The organism is Prosthecobacter fluviatilis (assembly GCF_055388355.1).
Genome location: NZ_AP043782.1, coordinates 5,806,124 through 5,831,886, shown reverse-complemented (window position 1 = coordinate 5,831,886; position 25,763 = coordinate 5,806,124). Strand labels below are relative to the sequence as shown.

At 62.2% G+C, this 25,763-nt stretch carries 1 protein-coding gene (cut by a window edge); it reads right to left on the bottom strand.

All coding sequences use genetic code 11. The features are described from left to right. A protein-coding gene (locus ACZ5WW_RS22720) for an autotransporter-associated beta strand repeat-containing protein (protein ID WP_377163208.1) crosses the window boundary here: on the bottom strand, positions 1-25,763 show its 5' portion. It extends 4,321 nt beyond the left edge of the window; 25,763 of the gene's 30,084 nt are visible here — the first part of the coding sequence; its start codon is at positions 25,761-25,763; its stop codon lies beyond the left edge, outside the window.

Genomic DNA, 25,763 nt, shown 5'->3' with positions numbered 1-25,763 from the left:
TGCTGGTCGCCCGAGAGCACACCCACGTAGATGTCTTCGCGCGCCGTCTTGCTGCCGATCTGCACACCGGAATTGGCACTAAGATTGCCGTTTCCGGTGATGACGACACCATTGCCTGCACCGCCGGCTCCGAGGCCGGAGCGGCCATTGGCCACCTGCAGGTCGCCATCGCTGATCGTGGTGATGCCCGTATAGGTGTTGTTGCCCGCCAAAACCACCTGGGCCCAGCCCGTTTTGAGCAGCCCGCCGGTGCCGATGATGTTCGAGCGGATGTGCAGTGTGCCGCTGCCAATGGCGCCCGTTGTGGTGGCATAGAAGCCGTTTTGAGAGTTCAAGATCGCTTCACGGCTGCCGAAGTCCAGGTTCCCACCCAGGATGTACGTCGCCGCATCCGCAGTATTGCCCACCGTGAAGGTGGCGCTGCTGATCATGCCTGACGAAATGCTCAGTGTCCCGTCAACATAAAGCAGCACTGCATGATGGTTGGTGTAGGAGGTCAGGGCCGTGGTGCTGTTCACGCTGCCGCCTGAGCCGTTGCTGTCAAAGACAGGTCCGAAACGCAGGGCGTTGATCGTCGTGCTCTCCTTCATCACGGTTGCCAGATCATTGAGGCTGACATTCTGGTTCAGCCCCAGGGCGGTGCTGTTGCCCAGAAGCCCGCCGGAGGCCGTGAAGTATTCGGAGTCATCCAGCGGGCGCAGGTAGCCGCCGTCATAGGTCATGAAATTGCTGCCGCCCAGATACTGAAGGTTGCGCTGCTGGTTCCAAAGGTCGCTGATGTTGCCATTGTTGAAGCCGAGGATGCGCAGATCGGTGTCCAGCCCCAGCGGAATGATGCCCCCCAGAATGCCGATGGCGATCTGCTTGTCGGTGGCCATGGTGTTGTTGCCAACCAAGTCGGTGCCGAGCGTTCCGACGGCCACACGCACGCTGTCTCCCACAGCAGATGTGCTGAAGGTTGATGTGGCGTCCAAATCCACAAACCGCACGACTCCGCCAGCTGAGCGGTTCAGGGTGTTGATGGTGAGTGTCATGTTGGCGCCAGCACCATCGGTCGGGTAGAAATCAATGATGTTCGTTCCGGTCAAGATGTTGACGGTCCCAAGAGTTTCCGTGTTGTTGACGGTGCCTCCGCTGAGGCGCAGCCAGCCGTTGCTCATGCTGGTGATGGCATTGTCATTGATGCGGTTGTTGTTGTTGCCGCCGGTGACACCGGAGGTCGCATCAAGACGATTGGTGTTGTCCAGGGTGATCATGCCACGGCGCTGGAGGTTGATGTTCGTCACCCCCGAAAGCACGCCGTTGGCACCATTGAGCGTCAGGCCCCACTCGGCCCATCCTTCAGCCTGCCCCTGAGTGGTGTACGTCACACCATTGATGGTGTAAGCGTGGCTTTCCCAAGGCAGGGCGGCGTAGCCATAACGCAGCACGTTCAGGTCTCCGGTGAAGGTGTTGTTGGCCGTCAGCCGAAGCTCGCTGAAGCCGATCTTGGTGAAGCCGCCGTTGCCTTGAATCACACCGCCAATCACCAGCTTGGCTGCGGGTGACTCAGTGGTGTTCCCCTGCTCTACCACAGAATAGTTTCCGATGGAGTCGGAGATGATGATGTTGCGGTCGGCAGTGCCGGAGAGTGTGAGGTTGCCATCGAGGAAGGTGGAACCGTCCTGAATGGTGAAGAAATCGACCTGCAGGTAGTTGTAGCCATTGTTGGCTGCCGCGATCACGCCGTTCATCGCGATGTTCACCGTATTGTGAGTGTTGAACTGGTTTTCAAAGAGCAGGCGCGCGCCCGTGTTGGCTCCGAGCCCCAGCCCAGGGTTGGTCACATCAGCCTGGGTCTGACCACCGTAGCCGATTTCAATGCCGTTGATGATGTCGGTGCTCTGGATGCCGTTGTCCGCGATTGAAGCGGACACTTCATGGCGGAAGCGGACGCTGCTGCCGCGGATCAGCAGCTTGTCGAGCGCGCTGGAGAAGCTGACGTCTGCAAAGACCATGTTGTCACTGGCGTTGCGTCCGCCGATGATGGTGAGGGTTCTGTTGTTGCCTGCGATGACAGGGCGGTTCCGGGTCAGCGCCCCATTCAGGCCGTTGGCGTTGCTCAGGTTGGTATCATAGGTGCCGATGACAAATGCAGAGCCGTTGGCCGTGCCGCCGCTGTTGATCGTTGCATCACCATCGAGAGTCAGGAAGGAAATCTGACCTGTGCCTGTGGAGTTGCGCAGAGCCCCGGTGCCGTTGAATCCTGCGCCAGTGATCTTGAAGATTTCACGGAAAGGATCGCTGTCATCTCCAAGGTTGAGAGCCTGGCCGCGAAGATCGACCGAGGCACCGTCTGCGACGACTGTTTCGTTGCCGACGCCGAATGCCCCCAGCGCACGAGTGCCCCCGACATAGAGGATGCCCTCGTTGACCATGATCTGGCCGTACAAGGTCGGCGTCTTGTTGATGCCTGTGTAGCCATCATAGACGTCGGAGAAATTATTGGCGCTGATCTGCAGGATGCCGGCGCCGGTCTTGGTGAAGCCGTTCTGCGCATAGACAATGCCGGAGATGTTCAGGCCGACGCTGGTGGAGGTGACTGGCGCAACAATGTTGAAGGTGAGCCCCGCAGCAGTGGTGTTGTTCATGCTCTGCTTGCCGCTCAGCGTGCCCGCAGCAGCAGCCAGCGTGGTGACGGTGGCACCGTCGTTGTAGGTGATGAATTCACCGATGTTTCGACTGTCATTGAACTGTAGAATGCCGGTGCCACCGATGGTGGTGATGCCACGCACGTTGCCGAGCGCATTGTTGTTCAAACCGACCTGGATCGTGCCGCTGTTGACGATGATGTCGCCGTAGAAGTTGCCGTTGTCGTCATCGAACAGCAAGACGCCGAGGTTTCCGACATCGAGAATGATCGTGCCGTCACCGGTGATGATGCCGGTGTTGTAAACGGCGGTGTTGGTGGTGAGGAAGCGGAGAGTGGAGCCTGCCCCCATGTTGATGACGTTGCCCTGCGGTGAGAGGCCATACCCGCCGAGGAAGGCATTGGTGGCAACAGAGGGCGCAGCAGCGGTGCCGCCCACCTGGATTTCGCCCTCATTCAAATTGATCGCTCCGCTGAAGGTGTTCAGGGCATTGAGGTAAACGATCCCGGTGCCGGACTTGGTCAGAGCCTGTGCTCCCGAGTTGTTCTGAATGACTGCATCGATCTGAAGCGCCCGGGTGCTGTTCTGCAGGATGATGAGAGCCTCCAGACCGGCCGTCGTCGCCGCATTCTGCAGGAAGCCATTGCTGATGATGACGTCTCCCGAAGTCACATTCGGGGTCACAAGCAGGCCGCCGCCGGTCATGGCCAGAATGCCGCCGCCCAGATCAAGGGTGCCGCCAGCGGCGGTGTTGAAACGCAGCGTGTTGGCTGCGGTGCCCGTGATGGAGTAATTGGTCACGTCCACGTTGTTTGTGGCACCGTAGGTGTTCACACTGTAGGCCGTGTAGGCGGTCACTGCACCGTCGCCGCCATTGGTCGAGTTCACGGCCCAGTCGGTCTTGCCCACAGTGGCGTAACCGATGCCAAGAATGCCATTCGTGTTGGTGGTGTCCACCTGCGCGATATTCGCAGCCCCAAAGTCGATGGTGCCCCCGGTGTTGCGGGTGATGGCATTCATCCTGAGCACCGAGGTCCCGCTGGTGCGGATGACCGCGCTGGAGCCTGGAGCGATGGTGGTGGCGCTCACCACTTCGGTGTGGCTCCCGCCTTTCAATTCGATCAAGCCCCCGGACGTGCCGATGATCTTGCTCTGGCCAGGCACGTTTGCATCGACACCCACAGTCGTCAGCGCGGTGATGGTGCCCAGTGTCAGGGCCGCGCCATCTGCCAGCTTGCTGTTGTTGTTGGTGCCGTAATCAAGAACCAGCCTGCCGTCGCGCACCACTGTCTGACCGGTCCAACCGGAGCCGTTGACACCGGACAGGATCACTGTGCCCTTGCCAAAGATGAGCAAGGTGCCGCTGCCTGTGACTGAGGAGGTGGCGTTGTTGAACTCCACGGAAGCTCCGGCGTCGACGGACAAGCGTAGCTGGTTGCTGATCGTGAGCAGACCGGTCAGAACACTGGAGCCGCCGGTGACGCCAATGCCGCCGTCTGTCGTGGAGTTGGTGATGTTGTTGGCCAGGGTGATGCCGCTGCGGATTTCCAGGCCGTTGCCAGACGCTCCATTGATCGTGACGAGGCCGGTGCCCAGCGCATTGCCGGCAAGGATGGCCAGCGTGCCTGCAGTGATCGTGGTGCCACCCGTGTAGGTGTTTCCTGCGCTAGGTGCGAGAACCCACATGCCACCGTCCACTTTCGAGAGAGAAGTGGCACCACCCTGATCCGTGATCTTGAGGCTGAAGGTGTTGTCTGAGATCGTGGAACCACCCAAAGTCAGGGTGCGGGCTCCGCTGCCAGTGAAAGCGATGGCGCCCGTATTGCTGAATGTGAGAGTCGGCGTATTGGTGCCTACGACGGTGCCGGAGGCATTGATGCGTGCCGCAAGAGCGCCAAGGCCCATGGTGAAAAGACGGTCTGTGCTCTGGTTTGTCAGCCCCTGCCAGGTGAGTATGCCGCCTTGATTTGCCGCGGTGTTGCTCACAAAAACGAGATTTCCTGCCGCGCTTCCTGAAGCACCGATGCCGCTGGCAAAGCCGCCATCGGCAAGATAGTAAACAGTCATGCCAGCGCTGGCGGTGGCACCGCCGGTGGCACCGATGGTGGTCACACCAAGATAAGTGTTGCTGCCGGTGGTGGTCAGTGTGGCTCCAGTGGAGGAGGACACCGTTCTTGTGAGACCGCCGCCGCCGGTGAAGAGACCGTTCATGGTGCTGCTGCCGCCGGTGATGCTGAGGGTCTGGCCGGCAAGGATTTCCGCCTCGGTCAGCACATCCCCGGTGACCGTGGCCACCGTCTCTGAGTTGATGATCCTCAGCTTCGCAGTGCCTGAGAAGAAGCCGTCTCCGCCATCAGCATTGAGGGCGACTCCGGCGCTGTCTGCGAGGGCGGCACCGCCCGCGAGTTCCAAAATCCCGTCGTTGATGGTGATGGTGCCCGTAAAGGTGTTCGCACCGCTGAGCCGCCAGGTGCCCGCACCTTCCTTGGTCACGGAAACCACATTGCTGGTGCCATTCGAGATGACCCCTGAAATCGTGTTTGTTCCCGTGTTGGAGCCGTCCAGGATCCATGCACGGTTCCCGCTGGCTCCAGACGTGAAGCTGCCCTGGAGCACCACGGCACCGGCTCCGTTGTTGATGATCTGGCCTGCGCCAGGATTTGTGGTGCTGCTGTAGGACTGCGTCCAGGTGATCGCCGTCGGCACCACAAAGGTGGTGGTGTCTGTGCTGTTGAAGATGATGGTGCCTACGGAACCCGAATTCGGCGTGATGGTATTCGTCCCCTGCGACACGCCTGCAGCTCCAATCTGGTCGGTGTTGCCATACTGGTCGTAGCGGCGACCGTCGAAGTTGTTGGTGCCCAGATCAATCGTGCGCGCAACGGTGAGATCGCCCATCTGGCTGGTGCTCACAGAGCCGCCTGCGCCCAGCGCACCGCCAAACTCCAGCATGCCGATGCCAACCGTGATCTTTCCTGAGAAGTCGTTGGCCGCATTGGTGAGAGCCCAGAGATTGGTCAGGCCAAAGCGATCGTCATTGGAAGAGGCCGGGATGGCGAGAGAAAGCACAAAGGCGCCTTCGCTGATGATGCCTGAGACCGTGTTTTTGATGGGGTTGAAATAGCCGCCGGTCTGACCAATGAGACGGAGGGTGTTCGTGGCGGTGGCTGTGAGATTTCCACTGAGAACGAGAGCGCCGCTGCCGTTGGCGGCGATGTAGTTGCCCGTCGTGTTCGTACCTGCCAGGATGATGTTTTTGGCAAACGTCTCACCAGAGCCCACATACTCAAGCCCACCCACGCCCGTGCCTGCGCCGAGGGTGATCGAGCTGAAACTTCCCAGGGCGTTGGCGAAATTGGCAGACTGGATGGCCCCGTTGCTGTTGTCCGAGAGCCTGCCCAGCTGAAGCGCCCCCGTGATGGTGTTGGTGCCATACATGGCCATGAAATTCCCGCCGCCCAGGGTCAGATTGCCCAAGCCTTGGAAAGAGCCAGCGATGAGCTGCGCACCGCTGTCATCCACAGTCAAAGTCTGACCGGCAGCAATGGTGGTGATGGCCCCGCGCTGCATGTAGAGCTGGCCAATGGTTTCTGTCATGGCAACACTGAGGGTGCCGCCATTGAGCACATGGGTGTCGTTGTCATCCTGAATGGCCGCACCGCCGGTGAGCACGACCGTCCCTTTTTCAATGTAAGTATGGCCGGTGTTGAAGGTGTTAACGCCAGCCAGCGTGGTGACACCCGAGTTCTGGAAGACCCAGACATTGTTGCCGGAAAGGACGCCGTTGTAGGTGTTGCTGGCGCTGCCGCCGAACACGATGACACCGTTGTTGACCACGTTCAGCAGATGAGTCGAGTCGGCGTTCACCAGAGTGCCGTTCATGAACAAAACACCGCCGCCCTCAGACTGAAGAACCGCCACCTGGGTGTTGGGCGCACCCGTGGTGGAGCCGATGGTCAGGTTGCCAGTGAGAGTGATGTTGCCCAGCCCCTGGCGGAGCAAGGTGGCATTGCGCGCCGTAGAGCCGTCGGTGTTGGGATTGAGCGTGATGTTGTTGGCAACGACGGTGTCACCGATCAGGTGCCAGCGAAGGTCGGTTGATCCACCCGTGGTGGACTGAAGAATGACATCGCCTGTGCCAAGTGAGCCTGTGTAGGTGTCATTGCCGATCCGCAGGGAGGTCGCGGCATTCACGGACTGGAGCCCCAGCGTGGTCGTGCCTGTGTAGGTGTTGTCTGCGGTGAAGTAAACCGTGTTGCGAGTCTGCACGAAGTTGCCGGATCCGGAGATCTTGCTGCCCAGCACCAGGTGGCCGTTGTTGGTGTTTGTGATGACGGTGCCGTTGTTGACGATCTCAGACCGGGTGCCGAGACCGCCGGCGCTGTTGTTGCCGAACTGGACAGTAGCGTTTGTGCCGATGGTGAGCGTTCCGTTGATCTGATTGGCCGCATTGGTCAGGATGAGGGTGCCTCCTGCGACGGTGCTGTTGACCGTGAGTCCAACACCCGTGGCGGACATGATCTGACCACTGACAACGTGGCCGAAGGCCGAGTTGAGATTGATGGTGCTGCCGCTGGTCAGCATCACCGGGCCGGCAAGCGTCTGCGCCGCTGTGCCGCTGAGGGTGAGTGTACCACCATCGAGATTGAGGAATTCAGTCGTCGTGCCACCACCGGCAACGTTGATGTTGAGCGTACCGCCGGTATTCACCGAGGTGAGATTGGCCCAGCGGTTGGTCACTGAGCTGGACGCGGCGCCCAATCCGGAGGTGTTCTGGATTTCCAGGGTGCCGGCACGCACGGTGACGCGGCCTTGGAAGGTGTTCGTTCCGGTGACAATGGTCGTGCCGGAGCCAAGCTGCTCAAGATTGCCAAGGCCGGAGATAACGGCGGCGATGGTCACTGAGTTGCTGCGGTTAAAGCCGAGGGTGCCGTTGTTCAGGATGGCTCCGCTGCCCACCATGCCGGCGGAACTGCCGCCAATGGAGGCGTCTCCAAGCTGAAGGTAGCCATAGCCGATGTTGACGCCGCCGGTGCCACCCATGTTGTTCGTGATCAAAGTGCGGCCACCGCCTGCGGTGGTGATAATGGTGTTGGTGCCGCCCACATTGGAGAGCACCAAATCTCCAAAGACATTGTACTGATTGAGGATCAGTTCACCGCCTGCGCCTGACGCGAGGCTGGCGGAAATGGTGGATGTATGAGCACCCACGCTGCTGCTGACGAGCACGCCCCCAGTGGCCAGAGTCACAGCCCCGGTGACATCGGCGTCATTGGCACCGCTGAAGCGGATGGTCGCGGTGTCTGCCCCTGCCACAGCTCCGGCTGCCGTGATGTCAGTGTTGAGATCCGTGCCAAAGGCATTGGCCGAGTAAGTGGCAAGCCCGGTGATGGCTGAGCCTGCCCCGTTGGCAACGGCCCAGGTGTCCCCGCCAAATGTAGCCCAGCCACCCAGGATGCCGCTGGTGCCATTGGCTGTGGTGGTCGCCGCAGCGCCCCCGCCAAAATTCATGGTCGCGCCAGCCGCCCGCGTGATGGTACCGAGATTGATGCCGGCAAATCCGGGCAGCTGGTAAGACTCATCGTCAGCATTAAAGCTGATCCAGGATTCGATGGATGAAGCACCGGCATTGAGCGCGGTGGAGGCGACAGACTCCAGGATGCCACTGCCCGTGCTGATGATGCGGATGGTTCCGCCATTGAGTGTCAGCGCGCCGGTGGACGGCAGGATGTCGTTGCCGGCACCGTAGTTGAGAATGATCGTCGAATTGGAAGACAGCGTGATGCCGCCGGTGTGTGCGAGAGTTCCTGACAGTGTCAGCCCGCCAAAGTTGCCAAGCACCAGAGCGCCTGCACCGCTGGTGGCACCAGAGAATCCAAGGGCGGAGACCGCACCGCTGCGGGCTTCGCGCAAAGTCAGCGTCTGGGTGAGCACGACATTGCCCGCGCCAGCCAGTGAGCCGATGGTGTCCGCCAGAGTGACAGTGAGCTGAGTGCCTGTGCCGTTGAGATTGATGCGGGCGGCGGGGATTCCTGTGCTGTTGATGGCGCCGCCAGCACGATTCAGCGTCAGTGCGACGTTGGCGTTCACATTGATGGTGCCGCCAAAGCCCACGTTATTGCCTGTCAGTGTCAGGGTCTGGGCGGCAACGGTGGAGCTGATGTTGAGCACGCTGTTCAGGTTGCCGGTAAGGGCCGTGCCAACTGTCTGGGTGTTTTGATCCACCAAAGTAAGCGAGCCGTTCACCAGCTGGATGGTGCCAGCGGTGGATGCTGCGGCAAAGCGGGAGACGGTCTGGGCCGTGCCGTTCAGGTCCAAGATGCCGGCGACGCCACGCAGGCTGCTGCCCAGAGCCAGGGTGCCGTTGCCACCAGTGCCGAGCGCGCCCACACCTGCGCCAGCGCCATAGACGCCCAGGCGCAAAAAGCCGCCATTGAAGATGGTCTGACCCGTGTAGGTGTTGGCACCGCGAAGTTCGAGAGTGGAAGACGCGTTGTCCTTCTGCAGGTCACCCACGCCGGAGATGATGCCACCGAAGATGGAGCTGGTGCCGCTGCTGACGATGAGCCTGATGCCCGCCGTGCTCAGCACGACCGAGCCATCCGCGCCGTTGATGTAGTTGGCATAGAGACCGCCCACGTTGCCGCTGGGCAGCACACGGTAGGCACCTTTGCCGCCGCCTTGGAGGATGGCGACGGTGTCGTTGACTGAAACGCCCGAGGTAAAGACACCGCCGTTATTCTGAATGAACAACGTCTGCGCACCGTCGAGCCCGAAAGCCCCGGTGGTGGTGAAACCGCCTTTGTCCAGCAGGACGGTGCCGTCAAAAGTAGCCCCGTCGGAGATCGCATTGTTCCAGGTGAAGGTTCCGGAGCCTTCCTTGATGAGCCAGGTGCCGCCACCCCCAAAGATCTGGCCGTTGTAGGTGGAGCTGCTGTTGTCCCCGCCGATGGCGAGCGCACCGATGCTCGCTGTGGCTGTTCCTGCACCAAAGCCTCCGGTGGTGAGCGCGCTGAGGTTGATGGTGGTGCTGGTTCCGTTGCCCCCGCTGATCGAGCCCACACGCTCAAATGGCACGAGGTTGGTGGCGTTGACGGCAAAATTCAGAACCTGGGAGCCTGTATTGGCAAAGACAATCTGCGAGCTGTCGCTCAGGACATCCTGAATGGCATACCTGGCCCCGTCCCAGATGCCGCCACCGACCCAGACTGTTCCGGCATTGATGGTGGTGGCACCGGAGTAGGTGCTGAGCCCGGTGAGGAAGAGATCGCCAGCACCATTTTTGGTGAACCCGCCAGCACCTGTGATGGCGCTGCTCAGCACACCGGTGGGTGTGATGGTGAGGGTGGGGATGTTTGTGACTGTGGCGCCGGGGAGCTGGTTGATGAGCACACTGTTGCCATCAATGATCTGCAGAATGATGCCTGTGGCATTGGTAACTCCGGTGCTGCCGGAGATCAGCATGCCCGGAGTGAGCCCTGCGGTGCTGGAGTCCAGCTTGATGACGCGGATGGTGTTGTCAGAGTCCGCCAGAGCGCTGACGGTGGTGGGGGTTCCATTGGTGTAGGTGGTCGTCAGCGTGGCTCCGGCCCCCAGGGCAAGCACGGTGTTACGCGTGCTTGTCAGCGTGGTGATGGTTTCGTTTCTGTTGATGCCGAAAACGGTGTTCCAGCCGGTGTTGCGGACCTTGGCCGTGCTGGCAAGCACAGCTCCACCTGCGAGAATCAACCCGCCACCAGACTGGCCGCCGTAGTTGCTGATGGCCACATCTCCGGTGAAGTCGATGGTGCCGGCGAGCGTTTGTGTGCCGCTGCCGAGCTTGGTCAGACCGCCTGTGCTGCCGCCGATGATGCCTCCGGCGAAGACCACGTCTGCATTGTCCAGCCCAAGGGTGAGGGAGCTTGTGCCCGTCAGCAGCACATTCCCGCCCGTGCTGCCACCGCCTGAGAGGGAGCCCAGCGTTTCGCTGTTTCCGCTCAGATCCAGCGCGACTCCGGCTGCGTTTGCCAGCACCACACCGGAGCGGTCCGGAATGATGGAGACCGGGCTGGCGCCGGCGAGCTGGATGATGCCAGTATTGATGATGGTGCTGCCGGTGTAGGCGTTTCCGCCTGACAGGAACAGCGTGGAAGAGGCTCCGTCCTTGACCACGGACACTGGTCCGCGCTGGACGAAACCATCGGTGTCGCCGATGGTGCCGATGTAGTTGAAGACCCCCGTGTAGGAGCCGGTGAAGGTCAGCGACTTGGCCCCCAGGGTGGTGGAGGTGGTGTTCCCGATGAATGTCAGATCGCCACTGCCATTATTGGCAATGACACCGCCACCCGTGGTGCCGGCGAGGTTGAGGACACGGTCGATGGTCTGGCCCAGCCCGGTGTAGATGAGCGTGCCGGTGTCTGCACCCAAACCGAAATACAAGGTGCCGTTGGCCACGGTGACAGGCGCACCCAGATTGCTGCTGGAACCGCCGCCGGACACGTTGCTGATGGTGCTGACACTCAGCGCGCCGTTTTGGATCCACGTGCGGCCCGTGTAGGTGCTGTCACCCGTCAGAGTCAGGGTGCCGGTTCCAGCCTTGCTGAAGTTCAGGATGGAGTTGGCATTGTTGGTGATCGTGCCGCCAAAGATGGTGCTGGAATTGTCCGCACCTGCCGTGAGCGTGACATTTGTGCCAGAGGCCGTGTTGGTGACCACGCCGCCCGCTCCTGCACCTTCGCTGGCGAGAGAGCCCACCGCGCCGTTGAAACCGTTCATGTCCAGCGTGCCGTTGGCCAGCACGGAGAGCGCCGTCAGCGTGGGCAGCGCATTGGTGACTCCGTAGGTGATCCTGCCATTCGTGATCGTGGTGGCTCCGGAGTAGGTGTTGGCCACCTTGAAGGTGAGGTTGCCAGTCCCGGTCTTGTTGATGCCGGATGCGCCAGTGCCGGTCAGCGGAGAGCTGATGTCCAGAGTGGACAATGTGGGCGAGAGGATCTCGCCATTCCACTGCACCGGGCTGATGTCAAACGTGCGCACCGCGCCGTTCAGATCGACCGCGCCGAGGCCGAAGAAGACCAGCTGATTGGTGGTGGCGGTGGCGTTTGCATTCACTGAGAGCGTGAACTGCGTCGGGCTGACAATGGAGGCGATGGTTGCACCGGCCGGAACACCAGCGCCGATGACCGGCGTGCCAACCACCAGTCCTGCCGTGCTGGTAACCGTCACCGTGGCGTTGCCGCTGGTGGTGGCTGCAGTCATGACGACGCCGAGCTGCGAGACCGCCCCAAGGTTCTGTGATGTGGCGGTCAGGTTGCCGTTCAACGTGAAGGCCCCCGTGCCGACGTTCAGCACCGGAGAATTGCCGCCATTGTTGTTGAACACCACGCCACCAACCGTCTGGTTGAAGTTGTTGGTGTCAAAGGTGGCACCGCCCAGGATGGTCAGGATGCCGGTGTGAGCCATCTGATCGGCAGCCCCGAGAATCACCTGGGTGTTGCGGTCAGTGTAGTTTGCAGGATTGCTGCTGTAGCCGCCGGAGATGGTCAGATTTCCAGGCACAGCGAAGGTGGTGACGCCATCTGCCGCAGCATTGTTCAGCACGATGCGACCTGAATTCACCCATGTCCCGCCCGTGTAGGTGTTCGAGCCGGTGATGAACACGTCGTTGGTGTTGTTCAACGTTCCGCGTCCCTGGTTCCCGTCGATGACCAGGGCCACGGAGCCGCCGGCGGCATTGTCCACAATGTTTGCCGAGACGGTGACGTCCGCGTTGCCGGTGTTGTCAGCCTGGTTGTTGAGCCAGCTCAGCGCGTGCAGGTAGAGATCCGCAGGACTGGACGTGGTGCCGGCGGTCAGCGAGCCGTTGATGATGTTGATGCTGTTGGCCGACGCCGTGGTGGAGATCGGCGATGCGATCAGGCCTCCGCTCGCAAGCGTCAGGGTTTTGCCGCCCAGATCCAGCACGCTGCTGCCGGTGGCACCGGTGTTTGCCTGAAGGTTCAGGCTGTTGAGCGTGGTGTCTGCCGTGAGGGTGGTGGTTGAGCCGGCGACTGGCAGCAGAATGCGGACGTTATCAACCGCAGTGCCGCTGAAAATGGTGTTGGGTGAGTAGCCCGCGTAGCCGTTGTTGGTCAGACCGCCAATGCCCTGAGACGGGGTGTAGGTGGCAAATTCACGCTCAAACGTGGCCCAGCCGCCGATGAGGTTGTTGGTGAGACCGTCCCCGATATTGGTGGTGGCGACACCGTTGAGGTTGGAGATGAACAGGCGCTGTAGGGCGGAAATGTTGCCGTCAATGTTCAGGAAACGCACCGTGCCGTGCTGACCGGCGAGCTGCGCAAAGCTGGCAAAGGTGACATCTGACTGGTTCACGCTCGTGCCGGGCTCCGCCATATCGATGATGCTGCTGCCGTAGCCGAGGGAGACGGCACCGAGCTGCTCCGTGCTGTAGAGCGCGGCGCGGCTGCGCCACTGGAACATGGCACCGTTCAGGGTGATCGATGCTGCGTCATTGATGCGGTCCGTCAGGCTGAGCGGCTCCGTGGAAATGTTGCCGGCGCTGATAAGAAGTGTGGAGTTTGTGATTTCGATGGAAGTCGTCCCGCTCAGACGGCCGCCTTCGATAAGCTGCGTGCGACCGCCGTTGAGCAGGGTGGCTCCGGTGTAGGTGTTGTCCCCGTAGAGATTCCAGTCCTGGGTGAGACCTGCGGCCTGGGAGCGCACGACGGCGATGTTGCTCTGCGCCGCATTGCCATTGCCGATGGCGCCGCGGAAAGACACATTGGCGGTGGTGAGCCCCAGGGTGGCCTGAGCCAACGAGGTGTTGATGACGTAGCCTGCCGTGTTGACGGCGAAGGCGTCGTTCACGGCCAGAGTGCCGGTCTGGGCCTGCAGGTTGTTGATGTTCTGCACGGTGCCGTTGAGGTCAAGGTTGCCGCCCAGGAGCTGCATGGTCTGGTTGGCTGTCAGGCTGAAATCCGTGCCATCGAGCTTCAGGGTGCCCTGGTTCACCGTGACAGCACCGGTGAAGGTGTTGCCAGCGGCGAGGGTCAGAGTGCCGCCACCCGACTTGGTGAGCCCTCCGCTGGTCCCGGCGATGGCGACTCCCAAAGTGAGATCTCCAACGTTGTAGATGATCAGCTCACGATTGCTGGCGGTGGTGAGCGTGCCGGAGCCGGAGATGCCGGAGTTGCCAGCCTGCACCAGGAGGCCACCGCTTTCCAGAGTCAGGACCGCACCGCCGGAGAGGGTGATGCCGCCGCCGCTGCCGAGCTGCAGAGAGTTGATGGAAAGAGAGGCGGCCAGATTGGCGGAGGAGGTCAGGTTCACGTTGGTGCCTGCAGTCGAGAGCGTTGTGACCTGCTCGGAGCCGCTGAGCAGACGGAGGCGGTTGGTGCCTGCATTTGCCCCGGCCGCAGCAGAGTCTGCCGTGACAAATCCGATGCCCGTGCCACTCAGGCTGGTGTCTCCGATGGCCCAGGGAAGGATCGATTTGTTGGTCGTGCCGGTGGCACCGAGCTGGCCGGTGAAGGTGTAGGTGGCGGTGCTGCCCTGAATGGTGGCCACATTGGCACCCGCCGCACTGCCAAAACCATCCGCACGGATGAGAAGCGTGGAGCCTGCGTTGCGAGTGACTCCGGCCGTGGTGAAGTTCAGCTGCTGCCCTGCCCCGGCGTCCAGGGTGAAGACCAGCGCGCCGGCATTGATGGTCATGGAACCCGTGGTGGTCTCCGTCGTGGTGGCGCCGCTGCTGCCAATGATGCGGAAATCGGAGCCTTGGAAAATCAGCGCCGCATTGCCGAGGCGGTTGCTGACGTTGGAGCCGGAGTTGTCGAGCACCAGAGCGCCAACATCATGCACAATGACGTTGCGCGTGGTTCCCTGGCCGGAGCCGAGGGTGCCCAAGGTGCCTGCGCCATTCAAGGACAGCGTGCCCTGCTTGACGATGACGTCACGGCCGGAGAAGGCGTTTGCCACCTGGAGGTTCAGGGTTCCGGTGCCGTATTTGTTCAGCTGGTAGATGCCCAGGGTGCCGGTGTTGGTGAAACCTGTGGTGGTGATGTTGATGGTGCCGTCTCCTCCCAGTCCGACCCAGGAATGACGGTTGGCACCTGCGGTGCCCACCTGGCCCAGCACGCCGCCGGTGATGTTGAGCGTGGCACCGGCATCCGCCGCGAGAGTGACGGCACGCATCTGGTTGTCCGCTGTGGAGGTCGAGATGGTGATCAGACCCGACACGGTGTTGACGCCTGCGGTGGCCCGGATGGCACCACCAGCGTTGATGCCCGCGCTGGTGGCATTGTTGGATGCATTGACAAAAATCCCGTCCGCCACGGTCACGCCGCCGGTCAGTTCGAGAGCAGCGCCCACGTTTGCCAGGATGATGCCGCCTGCGGAGGTGGTGATGGTCGGATTCGCGGCCGTGGTGTTGGCGCTGAGAGTGATGGTGGTGGCGGTGACGGCGGTGATGAAAGTGTCCGCCGCGATGCCTGTTCCAAACACCATCTGGCCGACGCCGTAGCTGGCGGTGCCGCCCGTGGGTGTGAGCACCGTCTGGCCGGAGGCTCCCGTGGTGGCCGTGGCGCTGGTGGTGGAGGAGGCGTTGCCAAGCTGGTTGCCATTGGAAACTCTCAGCACGCCCTGCTGGAGAAACATGACGCCATTCCAGCCGGTCTCAGGGCTGGTGAGCACGAGCGTGCCGATGTCATACTTTCTGAGAGCGTTGTTGGCCGAGGCAAAGGTGAAGGCGTTGTTCAGCGTCAGGGTGTTGCCCTGGGTCACTTCGATTTCACCTGCGGCGGAGTTGAGGTTGAACGTGCGGGAGGTGGCAAAGGTGCCTGTGGCGCGGAAGCCGTAGCCGAGGTTGTTGCCGCTGAGGCGGATGACGTTGCCAGCATCCCCCAGCATCGCGTCAGAAGATGCGGAAATAAGACCCGCAGTGATGTCGATGATGGAGCCGCCACCGCCAAAGGTGTTGCCAGCATTGGTCAAAGCGAGCACACCGGCTCCAGCCTTGGTAAGAACCACGGCGGAAGCACCGGTCGGGCCGCCGGTGAGCAGTCCGCTGAGGATCAGCCCGTCCAGCTGCAGGGAGGTGCTGCCGTTTGCCACGGTGAAGGTGGGCCCCTGATTAGCGGACACGGTGTTGAAGGCGATGTTGTCTGACAGCAGCAGGCCGTAGTTGTTGTTATTGGTCACAGACAGTCCGTTGGCCAGCTGGGACGAATTGAAGCTGGAGGGGGCGACCAGCTTGTTGACCGCCAGCGGGAAGTAAGCAGCCGTGCCTGCGCGCCCGATGGTGAGGGACAGGGCTGTGCCCGTGACCGAAGACTCCCAGGTGATGTCCCCGATGCTGATCGTCTGCAGGGAGCCGGTGCTGTCGCCATCGACCAGCAGAGAGAACGCGGTGCTGTTGTTGATGCCGCCGATGTTGATGGAGGCGGTGCTGCTGAGTCCGTTGATATTGATGCCGGTGATGTTGCCCAGGCCGGATTTGGTGATGGTGTTGGCCCCGGTGGAGCCTCCGATGGAGGTGACCGAGCCGATGTTCGCAATCGGGCCACCGAGCACCACATTCAGGTAGGGGGTCGGAATATTGACGACCAGCCCCGTGGTGGTCAGGGTGGCAAAGCTGAGCGCGCCGTTCAGGGTGAGCGTGGGCAGGCTGGTGCTGGTGTTGTTGAAGATCGGGTTGCCGGCAAAGCTCATGGCGTTGGCAACCGTGCGGCTGGTATTGTCCACGAGCAGGCTGGTGCCGTCTGCAAACGACACGGAGCCGATGCCCAGCGGCCCGGAGGCCAGCGAGTTGGGCACGGTGGAGGTGCTGCTGGCAGAAAGGATGATCCCCCCGCCCTGCACCACCATGCCGCCGTCAAAGGTGTTCTGCCCGCTGAGCTGGAGCAGGCCGCTGTCCGTCTTGATGATGCTGCTTCCGGCGCCGGTGATGACCGACGAGATGCTCAGGGCTGCGCCGATCTGCGTGTAGAGCACGCCGTTCAGCGTCGGCCCCTGGATGCTGAAGGTGTTGGCTCCGCTGCTGAGAGCCAGGAAGCCGCCGGCAATGGTGGGAACGGTGGAGGCATTGCTGCTGGTGACGGTGACCGGCGCGGAGGAGGTGAGCGTCAGGATGCTGTTGGCCTGATTGGTCACGGTGGGCGTGCCCGAGCCGCCGTTGTTGTTGAACGTGATGCTGTTGAGCGTGTTGTTCTGCCCCAGACCGCCGGCCAGGGTCAGGGAGGAGCTGCCCACCAGGATGACATCGTTGGAGGCATCGATCTGCCCGACGTTCGTAAGCATGACGACTGCCGCGTTGTTGATGGTCAGGCCGCCGGCAGGCAGGACCACGCCGGTGCCGATCAGGTTCAGCGTGCCCTGGTTCACAACCGTGCCGCCGGTGTAGGTGTTGTTGGCGGACAAATTCAGAATGCCGGTGCCGGATTTCACCATCGCCACCTTGTTGCCATAACCATTGTCCGCGATGACCGAATTGATGATCATGTTGCTGACCCCGACGGCAAAGGAACTGGCGGTGCCGCTGGCATTGGCGGCCTGGCTGAGGGTCACCTGGGTGGGGCTGTCCACAGACACCACATAGGTGCCGGCAGGAATGCCGACGCCGGTCAGGGTCTGGCCGGTGGCGGATGCGGTCGCATTCTGGCTGACGGTGATCTGCGTGAGGCTGTCCACAGACACCACGGTCGTGCCGGCAGGCAGGTTGCCGTTGGTCAGCGTCATGCCAGGGAGGATGCCTGCGGTGGAGGTCAGCGTGACCGTTTTGGAGCCGTTCGTGGTCGCGGCTCCGCCGAATGTGGCGTTGACGACGGTCATCCCTGCCGTGATGCCGGCGGTCGAGTTCATCGTGATCTGGGTCGAGCCCTGCGTGGTGCTGCCATTGACGAACGAACCTGCGGTGAAGGTCTGGTTTTGCGCGCTGTTGATGGCCGGGTTGCTCAGGGTGACCTGCGTGAGGCTGTCCACAGAAAGCACGGTCGTGCCTGTCGGGAAATTGGCGTTGACCAGCGTCATGCCGGGCTGGATGCCGACGGTGGAATTCATGATGACCACGGAAGAGCCTGCGACGATGCCGCCTGCCGTGTTGGGATTTGTAAACGAAGGGTTCGAGGTGTTGGTGTTGTAGATGATCAGCTCACGCACTCCGCTGGTTTCCGTGCCGCCGGCGGTGATCACGCCGCGGATGGCGGCGGTGCCAAAGCTGGTGTCGAAGGGATTGTTGGTGCGCAGGATGCCGCCGAGTTCGAGGTTCAGCACATCGCTGTTGCTGGTGAAGGCGATGTTGTTGGTGAAATTGCCGCTGAGCCTCAGCATGCTGGCGGTCGTGGTACCGGAGAGGGTGGTGGTCAGAGGGGTGACGGAGTAGGTGCCGAGGTCCGTGATGTTGCCGCTGCCAAACACGGCCGAATAGCCGGCAAAGCCGCCGTTGCCCACGGTGCCCACGCCGTTGGTGGTGTTGTAGGCGGCGTAGTCGTTGGAGTTTGAAATGGCCCAGGCTCCCAGCACGCCGTCACCATACGTGGTGGGCGCGGAGGTGAACACGATGCGGGGGAAGTTGCCGATGCTGCCGAGCGCCGTGGAGTTGAGGAAGTTCACGGTGGTGCCAGCGGCACGTGTCAGGCTGGCAATCGTCAGATCCATGGAGGTGAAGGCTCCGGCGGTGCCGGTGCCGCCAGTCGCGGCCTGGATCGTGTTGGCCCCTTGGGCTGAGATGATGTCCCCCAGCCGTTCGGTGGCCGCCGTGTTGACCCTGCCGTTGACCTGGATGGTGCCGCCCCGCAGCGTGATGGTGATGCCATCGCCAATGCGGTCATTGTTCTGCGTCTGCAGGCTGGTGTTGCTGGTGGCGATCAGGGTGGCCGCGTTGATCTCAATGGCGGAGGTGGTCAGCAGGGTGGCGTCGTTTTCCAGGGTCGTGGTGCCGCCCAGCAGCGAGGTGGTGCCGGTGTAGGTCTGCGCGGTCTCCAGCGTCAGCGTGTTTCCACCGACGCGGCCCAGATTGATGTCGCCTGAGATGATGCCGCCAAAGGTGCCGCCACCGTTGGTGACGAAGGTGCTGGTGGTCAGCGCCGTGTTGGTCAGGGTGCCGGCGGAGTTGGGCATGTTGCCGCTTCCAGTCAGGTTGCCGAGGTATTGAGTGCTGCCGTTGAGATCGACGGTGGCGCCGATGCCGATGTTGAGGCTGTTGACCGCAGGGAAGATGGCATTGAGCCCGGCATTGAGCACCAGGGTGCCGCCCATCACGTTGGTGGTGCTGTTGTAGTAGCTCGTGCTTTCCAGGCTGAGGATGCCGCCGCCCACCTTGGTCAGCTGGCCGTTGAGAAGGGCGGACTGCACATGCAGCGTCGTGCCATCCTGCACCTGGAAGTAGCCGGACTGGCCATTCATGGTGATCTGTGAGATGGCCAGCGTGTTGTCGCCGCCCGTGCTGATGACGGAGCCGGTGGTGAGTGTGAGCAGGCGGTTGCCCGTGCTGGTGATGGAAAGACCGCTGCCGCTGATCTTCAGGGCATTGAGCGTGCGCGAGTAAGCCATGTTGGCAGACGAGTTCACGCTCATGGTGTCCCCGTTGGCCGCCGCATCCAGATTGTTGGTGGTGTTGTACGCGGTGAACCGCACCACTCCGTTGGTGCCGTCATAGGCGGCAAAGTCATCCAAGATGTAGATGCGTGGCAGGATGGCGTTGGTGAAGGTGGTGCCGCCATGCTGGTAGGTGGTGATCTTCACCTTGTTGGTGCTTCCCAGTCCCTCAACCCCGGACAGATCCCAGGAGGAGCCGGAGTTGGCAAAGTTGACCGTGGCAAAGGTCAGCGTGTTGCTGCCGGTGCCGGACATGCTGATTGTTCCCATGATGTTGTTCACGGTGGCGTTGCCCACGGTTTCAGTGGTGCCGTTTCCGATGAGGCTCAGAGCGCCGCCATTGAAGGTGAAGGCACGCCCGGCCACACGGCCGCCGGCCTTGTTTCCGGCGGTGTTGTCCAGCACCAGGGTGCCGCTGGCGGTGAGGTTGATGCCCGAAACCGAACCGATGCTGCCATTGGCGCCGCTGATGGTGACGGTGCCGCGGTTGACCGTCAGTGCACCGCCGAAGGTGTTGGTGCCCGTGAGGTTCAGGGCATAGCCCTGGAACTGCAGCGCCGAGGCGGTGGAGGTGCTGCCGTTCACGATCGCGCTGGTGATGTTGGTGATCCCGGAACCGGCGATGACCATGGTGCGGTTGGTGGCGGATTCAGTCAGATTGACCCCGCCAGAGAGGGTGAGCTCAGCGCCGCCGCCGAGGTCATTCTGCAGCACGCGGTTGGCACCGTTGTTGGTCACGGCACCTCCAAAGTCGATGCTGCTGGAGCCGTTGATGATGGCAGGGTCGCCGGCGAGCGTGAGCGCGTTCACCAGCTTGTTGGCTCCCGTCAGGTCAAACACGGAGGTCAGCACACCGCCGTAGAGGATCACCGCGTTGGCGGCTGTGCCGAGGGCTTTGACATTGCCGATGATGAGCGTCCCCTGGCCAAGGGCGATGCCGCCGGTGAGCGAGGTGGCGCTGCCGAGCGTGAAGGACGCGTCGTTGGCGATGCGAATGTCCAGGCGTGTGAGGGAGGTGGAGACCAGGGCGTTGTCCCTGATGTCACCATTCCACACCGTGGAGCCGTAGCCGCGGATGTTCAGCAGGCGCGTGGCGTTGGCGGCGTTCTGGAAGTTGAGGAAGTTGCCGTTGACGGTGAGCATGGCGCCGCCGTCCAGATTGTTGCTCAGGGTGTTGTCGTTGCCGCCGGAGTTTTTGATCACGTCACCATTGATGGTGATGGCGTTGGCACCGGCGAAGACGGCTGCCGTGTTGTTGTTCATGATGATCGGCTGCGAGATCGTCAGCCCGCCGGGATCGGTGGCGAAAACGCCGGCGTTTGACATCATGAGCCCGCCAAACACGAGCTGCGCGTTCACCGGGATGGTGCGGGCGGCGGAAATCGTGAACGTCGTGGCGCTGGTGATGGCGGTGATGGTGTCACCATAGGCGATGCCGGTGCCGTTGATGTTCATGCCCACCACGAGGCCTGCGGTGGTCCCGCTGGCCAGTGTGATGGTGGAGGAGTTGTTCACGGCGGCTGAAGTCAGGCCGGTGGGGCCGACGGCGCCGAGAGCTGCGCCGGAGGCGAGGCCGAGCATGCCGCTGTCCACCCGGGTGCCGCCCGTGTAGGTGTTGATGGCGTTCAGGATCCAGACACCGCCGTCGCTTTTGAGCACGCGCAGGGCTCCCACACCGCCAAAGGCAGGTGTTCCCAGCCCCTGGGCGTTGTCTGCGAGCACGGAGGTGATCATGTTGGCATCCGTGTTGGTGCCGCGGAGTTCCAGGGTTTTGTCTCCCCCGACGGTGTTCACCGAAGTGGCGGTGGTGTTTTGCAGGTTGGTGATGATGAGCGCCCCGGTGCCGCTGGAGTCGATGCGGCGGGTGCCGGTGGTGCCGGTGAGGTTGATCTCGCGCGTGGTGGTTTCACCGGCACCCACATACATCAGGCTGACGGTGGTGTTGCTGCCAGGATTTCCCAGCTCCAGAATGCCGCCGTTGACGTTGGTGCCAAAGCTGGACGAGGTGGCACCAGCCGCACCGATGGAGGTCACATAGACTGCGTCCTGGCGGATGACGGTCCTGCCGCTGTAGGTGTTGGCATCTCCGAGAATGAGGCCTGCGGAGCCGATCTTGCTCAGCCCGCCGGTGCCGCCGATCGAGCCGGAGACGGTGGCGAAATCAAGGTTGGTGCTGCCGTTGTCGTCCACCTGGATCTGACGCCAGCCATCTCCGTTCACCGTCGTGGCCACTCCAGTGGCGGCCGTGACTCCGGTGCCTGAGCTCAGCACAAACTGGGTGGAGCTGTTGATGGCGGTGATGTAGAGCCCGGCGGGAATGCTGGCGTTGCCGCTGAATGTCTGGCCGATGGTCATTCCATCCGTCGTTCCGCTGACCAGATTGACCGTGGAGCTTCCGGCTGTGGTCGTCACGATGATGGACTTGCTGACGCCAGGGGCGAGGTCGAAATTTCCTTTGATCTCGACGTCTGCCAGGGAGGTGGCGTTGTTGAGCACCAGCGCCCCTGCGCCGATGAAGTTGGGGGTGACTCCCCAGACCGGTGTGCCGAGGCCGCTGAAGTCCACCGTCAGCTTGGAGGTGCCGGAGGAGAAGCCGCCGTTGCCGTAGGCATTGAAGCGGAACTGCCCTGCCCCGGTGCCCAATCCCCGGCTGAAGGTGCCGGAACTCTGGAACACGCCGCCGTTGAGCAGGAGATTGCTGCTGGAGGAGAGGCCCATGCCGTCCGCCGCCTGGAGTGCGCCACCGTTGATGGAGGTCGTTCCACTGTAGGTGTTGGCCGTGGCGGGGTTCAAGATCCAGAGACTGACGCCGTTCTTGGTCAGAGAAAGTGTGCCGCCGTTGGGATTGTCGATCAGGTGGATGGCGATCTCATTGTCTCCCTGGGAGTCGCCGTCCAGTGTCAGGGTGCGGTTGCCGCTGCCGCTGAAGGCCACATCCGCCGTGTTGTTGAAGATCAGGGCCGCATTGTTCAGGATTCGTGAGGCTGAAAGGTTTCCATAACTGCCGAAGGAGGCGATGGTGCCGTTGCCTGCGAGCGTGAAGAGACGGTTGATGCTGACCGAGGGAGTCTGCGTGGCGGTGACTGCACCGCCGGAGTTGGTCCCCACATAGCGCAGCGCGCCGCCGTTGAGAATGAGGCTGGCCGCATTGGTGGCGTCGCTGGTGGCGTCCCCCATGCCGATGCCGCTGGCCACGCCGATGTCGGCGATGTTCGGGATGTCCAGATTTCCACCGAGAATGGTCACCGGCCCGGTGAAGGTGTTGGCATCCGTGAGGGCCACCGTGCCGGACCCGGTCTTGACCAGAGACACCGTTGCGCTGGCTCCGTCCTGGATCAGTCCGGTGAAGACGCCGCCGCCATTGGCACTGCCAAAGCGCAGGGTGGCGGTGCCGCTGGCCGCGCTGTTGGTGATGATGCCGGCACCATTGAGCGAGTTGATGGAGTTGGTGCCCGAGGCTGCGGTGCCGAGGTTGACGCCGTTGAGGTCAAAGGTGGCTTCCTGACGGATCGTGAGATTGATGTTGGCGCCGCCGAGCGCACCGGTGCCCGCCATCTGCAAGGTGCCTTCGTTGACGGTGACGGTACCCGTCTCGGCATTGGCGCCGCTCAGGACCAGGGTGCCGAGGCCGTTCTTGGTGAGGCCGCCCGTGGTCGTGGCGGTGATGGGGGCGGAAATCAGCAGGGTGTCGGTGAGCCCATCCACACGAACGACGAGGTCCTGATTTCCCCCTGTGGTCACACCAGCGCCGCTGATGACGCCGGAACCGCCTGTCTGCAAAATGCCCCCCGAGGTGTTGGCCCCGACGTTGATCGTGAGCAGCCCGGTCTGGGCCACGGTCTGGCTGCCCAGAATTTTCAACGAACTGATGGTGAGGACATCGGTGGATGTGTCGCTGGTCACCAAGTTGTGGCTGGCAGCCGTGAGCGAAGCGCCTGCGGTCACAAAGCCTGCATCTGTGTCATAGACGGGCGCCACCAGCAGGCCGCTGCTGGAGCGGGCGAAATCCGCCCCGTTGATGTAGATGTGCCCATTGCCGGCCAGCGTGGTGGCGGTGCTGGTGGCCACGCCGTTGAGCGTCACCGTGCCGTTGCCGACAACGTTGAGCCCGGTGCCGATGGCGGGTGTGACGAGGGATGTGAAGATGAGCCCCGTGGCACCGCCGCCAGCGGTGATCTTGATGGTGCCGGCACCTGCCGTCATGGTCAGGGCGCCGAGAGTTTCCGTCAGCGCACCGCCGCTGTAGCCCAGGTATTCAAAGGTGCCGCCCGCGACCTGGTTCGTGTTCAGCGGGTCCGCATTGAAAATGAGGGCGGAGGCGTTGTTGATCACGTCCGACCCGTTGCCACTGCCTGCGGTGGCCTGGATCTGCAGGGTGCCGCCCGCGACGGTGACGCTGCCGGTGAAGGTGCCCACCGTGCCAAAGGTGAGCGCCGTGCCGTTGGCGACCGCCGTGCCGATGGTGGTGTTGATCGTGACGGTGTTGCCGCTGATCGCGGTGATGATGGAGCCCGCCGGGATGTTGGTGCCGGAGACTGTCTGGCCCACGACGAGGCTGGCAGCATTGGAAACGGTGAAGGTGTTGGACTGCGCCGCACCGCCGCCCGTGGTCGTGACGCCAGCGGCACCCGCCGTCACATAATTGGAGGCTGTGGGGGCATAGAGCCAGGTGCCGGAGCCGATCTTGACGAGGGAGGTTTTGTTGGTGCCGCTGTTGTCCTGGATCACGCCCAGGATCTGATTCTGCAGCGTGTTTTCACCCCCGAGGTAGAGGTTTTTGATCCCCGCCCCGGTGGCGGCGATGTTGTTTGCAATCACCAGCGCGGAAGCTCCGGAGCCTGTCTGATTGGCCAGAAGGATGCCGGAACCTGTGGTGCCGGTGAGATTGACAGCCTTGGTGACCACTTCGCCGGATCCGAGGTAGTTGAGCGCACCGCTGTTGAGCTGCAGCGCGCCGCTGGCCCCGCTGTTGATCGCGCCAAAGGTGTTGAGCGCCACGGTGCCGGAATTGACGTTGAAGCTGCCGAGGAAGTTGCTCGAAGTCCCGAGGATGGTCAGGGTGCCGCTTCCGGACTTGGTCACCACGTGGGCGGCGCCTGTCGCGGTGAGGTTGCCGGTGAGCAGGGTGTCGCCATTTCCCTGGAGGGTGAGCGTGCGCGCCGTGGCGTCCGCCTGGTTCCACAGGCTGGAGGTGGCCAGGGTGAGGAGGCCGTTGGAGTTGTTTTCGATCAGGGCATTGTTGCCGCCGCCGGTGCCCATGACTCCCGCCGCAGAGTTGTTCAAGCCCAGCAGGGTGACGTTGAAGCCGTCGCGGCCGGTGATGCGGAAGTTGGTGTTGGCGCCGGTGGCGCGGGTTTCCCCAAAGGTCACGGTCTGGTTGATGGCGCTGCCATCGACGCCACGGCTGACGAAGATGCCCGTGTTGGTGTTGTCACGGTTGAATATTTTCCGGGTCGAAAAATCGGCACTGCCCACGCCGGGGGTGTCGGTGCGGACTTCCAGGATGCCGTTGTTGAGATCGACGGACTGTGTGCTGGGGTTGTTGCCCAGGGCGCCGTTGCTGGAGACGCGCACCGTGCCGGAGTCAATGCGCAGGGACTGGGCAAAGTTGTTGTTCGCATTCTGCAGCCAGAGCGTGGTGGCGTAGCTGTTGCCAGATTTGGAAAAGCGGTCATTGGCCACGTCAAAGCCGGTCACCTGGCCGGAGATGATGAAGTTGCCGTTGCCAAAGAACGTCTGCGTGCTGCCGGTGCCCAGCTGCACGTCTCCCGTGATGGTGGTGACGCCATAGACAGAAACGATGTTGCCCTGCGACGCCGTGCCGCCGACGACCAGGTTTCCGGCGATGGTGTTGTTGCCCACGCTGATGAGGGCGCCGCTGTTGTTGCTGGCACCGGGGCCGCGTCCGGAAAGGCTGATGTCACGGGTGAAGGTCATGCCGCCATACGCGCCACTGAGCACCAGGCTGCCGCCGCTGAAGCCCGGATTGCCGCTGTTTGCCAAGCCATTGACGGAGATGACCGTCTTGCCGGTGCCGAGCTGGGCCTGGTCTGTGACGATGAGGGCGCCGCCGTTGATGACCACATCTCCGCTGAAGGTGTTGGCGACGCTGCCCAGCCTCAGGGTGCCGTTGCCGGTTTTCGTCAGACCCGAGGTGCCTGCGAGCACGGAGTCAATCCGTGCACCGATGAAGGCGGAGACGTTGATGATGGGTGAAGGCATGCCGTCCACAGCATTCAGGGTCAGGGTGTCCCCGGTGATGACATTCCCGTCGATGCCAAAGCTGAGCCCGCCTGCGCTGATCGGTCCGCTCACGGTGATGATGCCCGGATCCCCGCCAAACACAGCGATGAGATCGTTGAACCAGTTTACGAAGTCGGTGCGGCTGCTGTCATAAGACCAGTTTGTCGTGGTTGTGTCCCACTGCCCGTCAGAACCGTTGTAGTACAAGGAGGCTCCTCGAACCTGCACAGCCCAGAATGGGAAGAACACAGCCAGGAGAGTGATAACCGGACGTCTGAAGTGACGACGCAAGGTGTCCAAGAGGATGCTGGATTTCTTCAT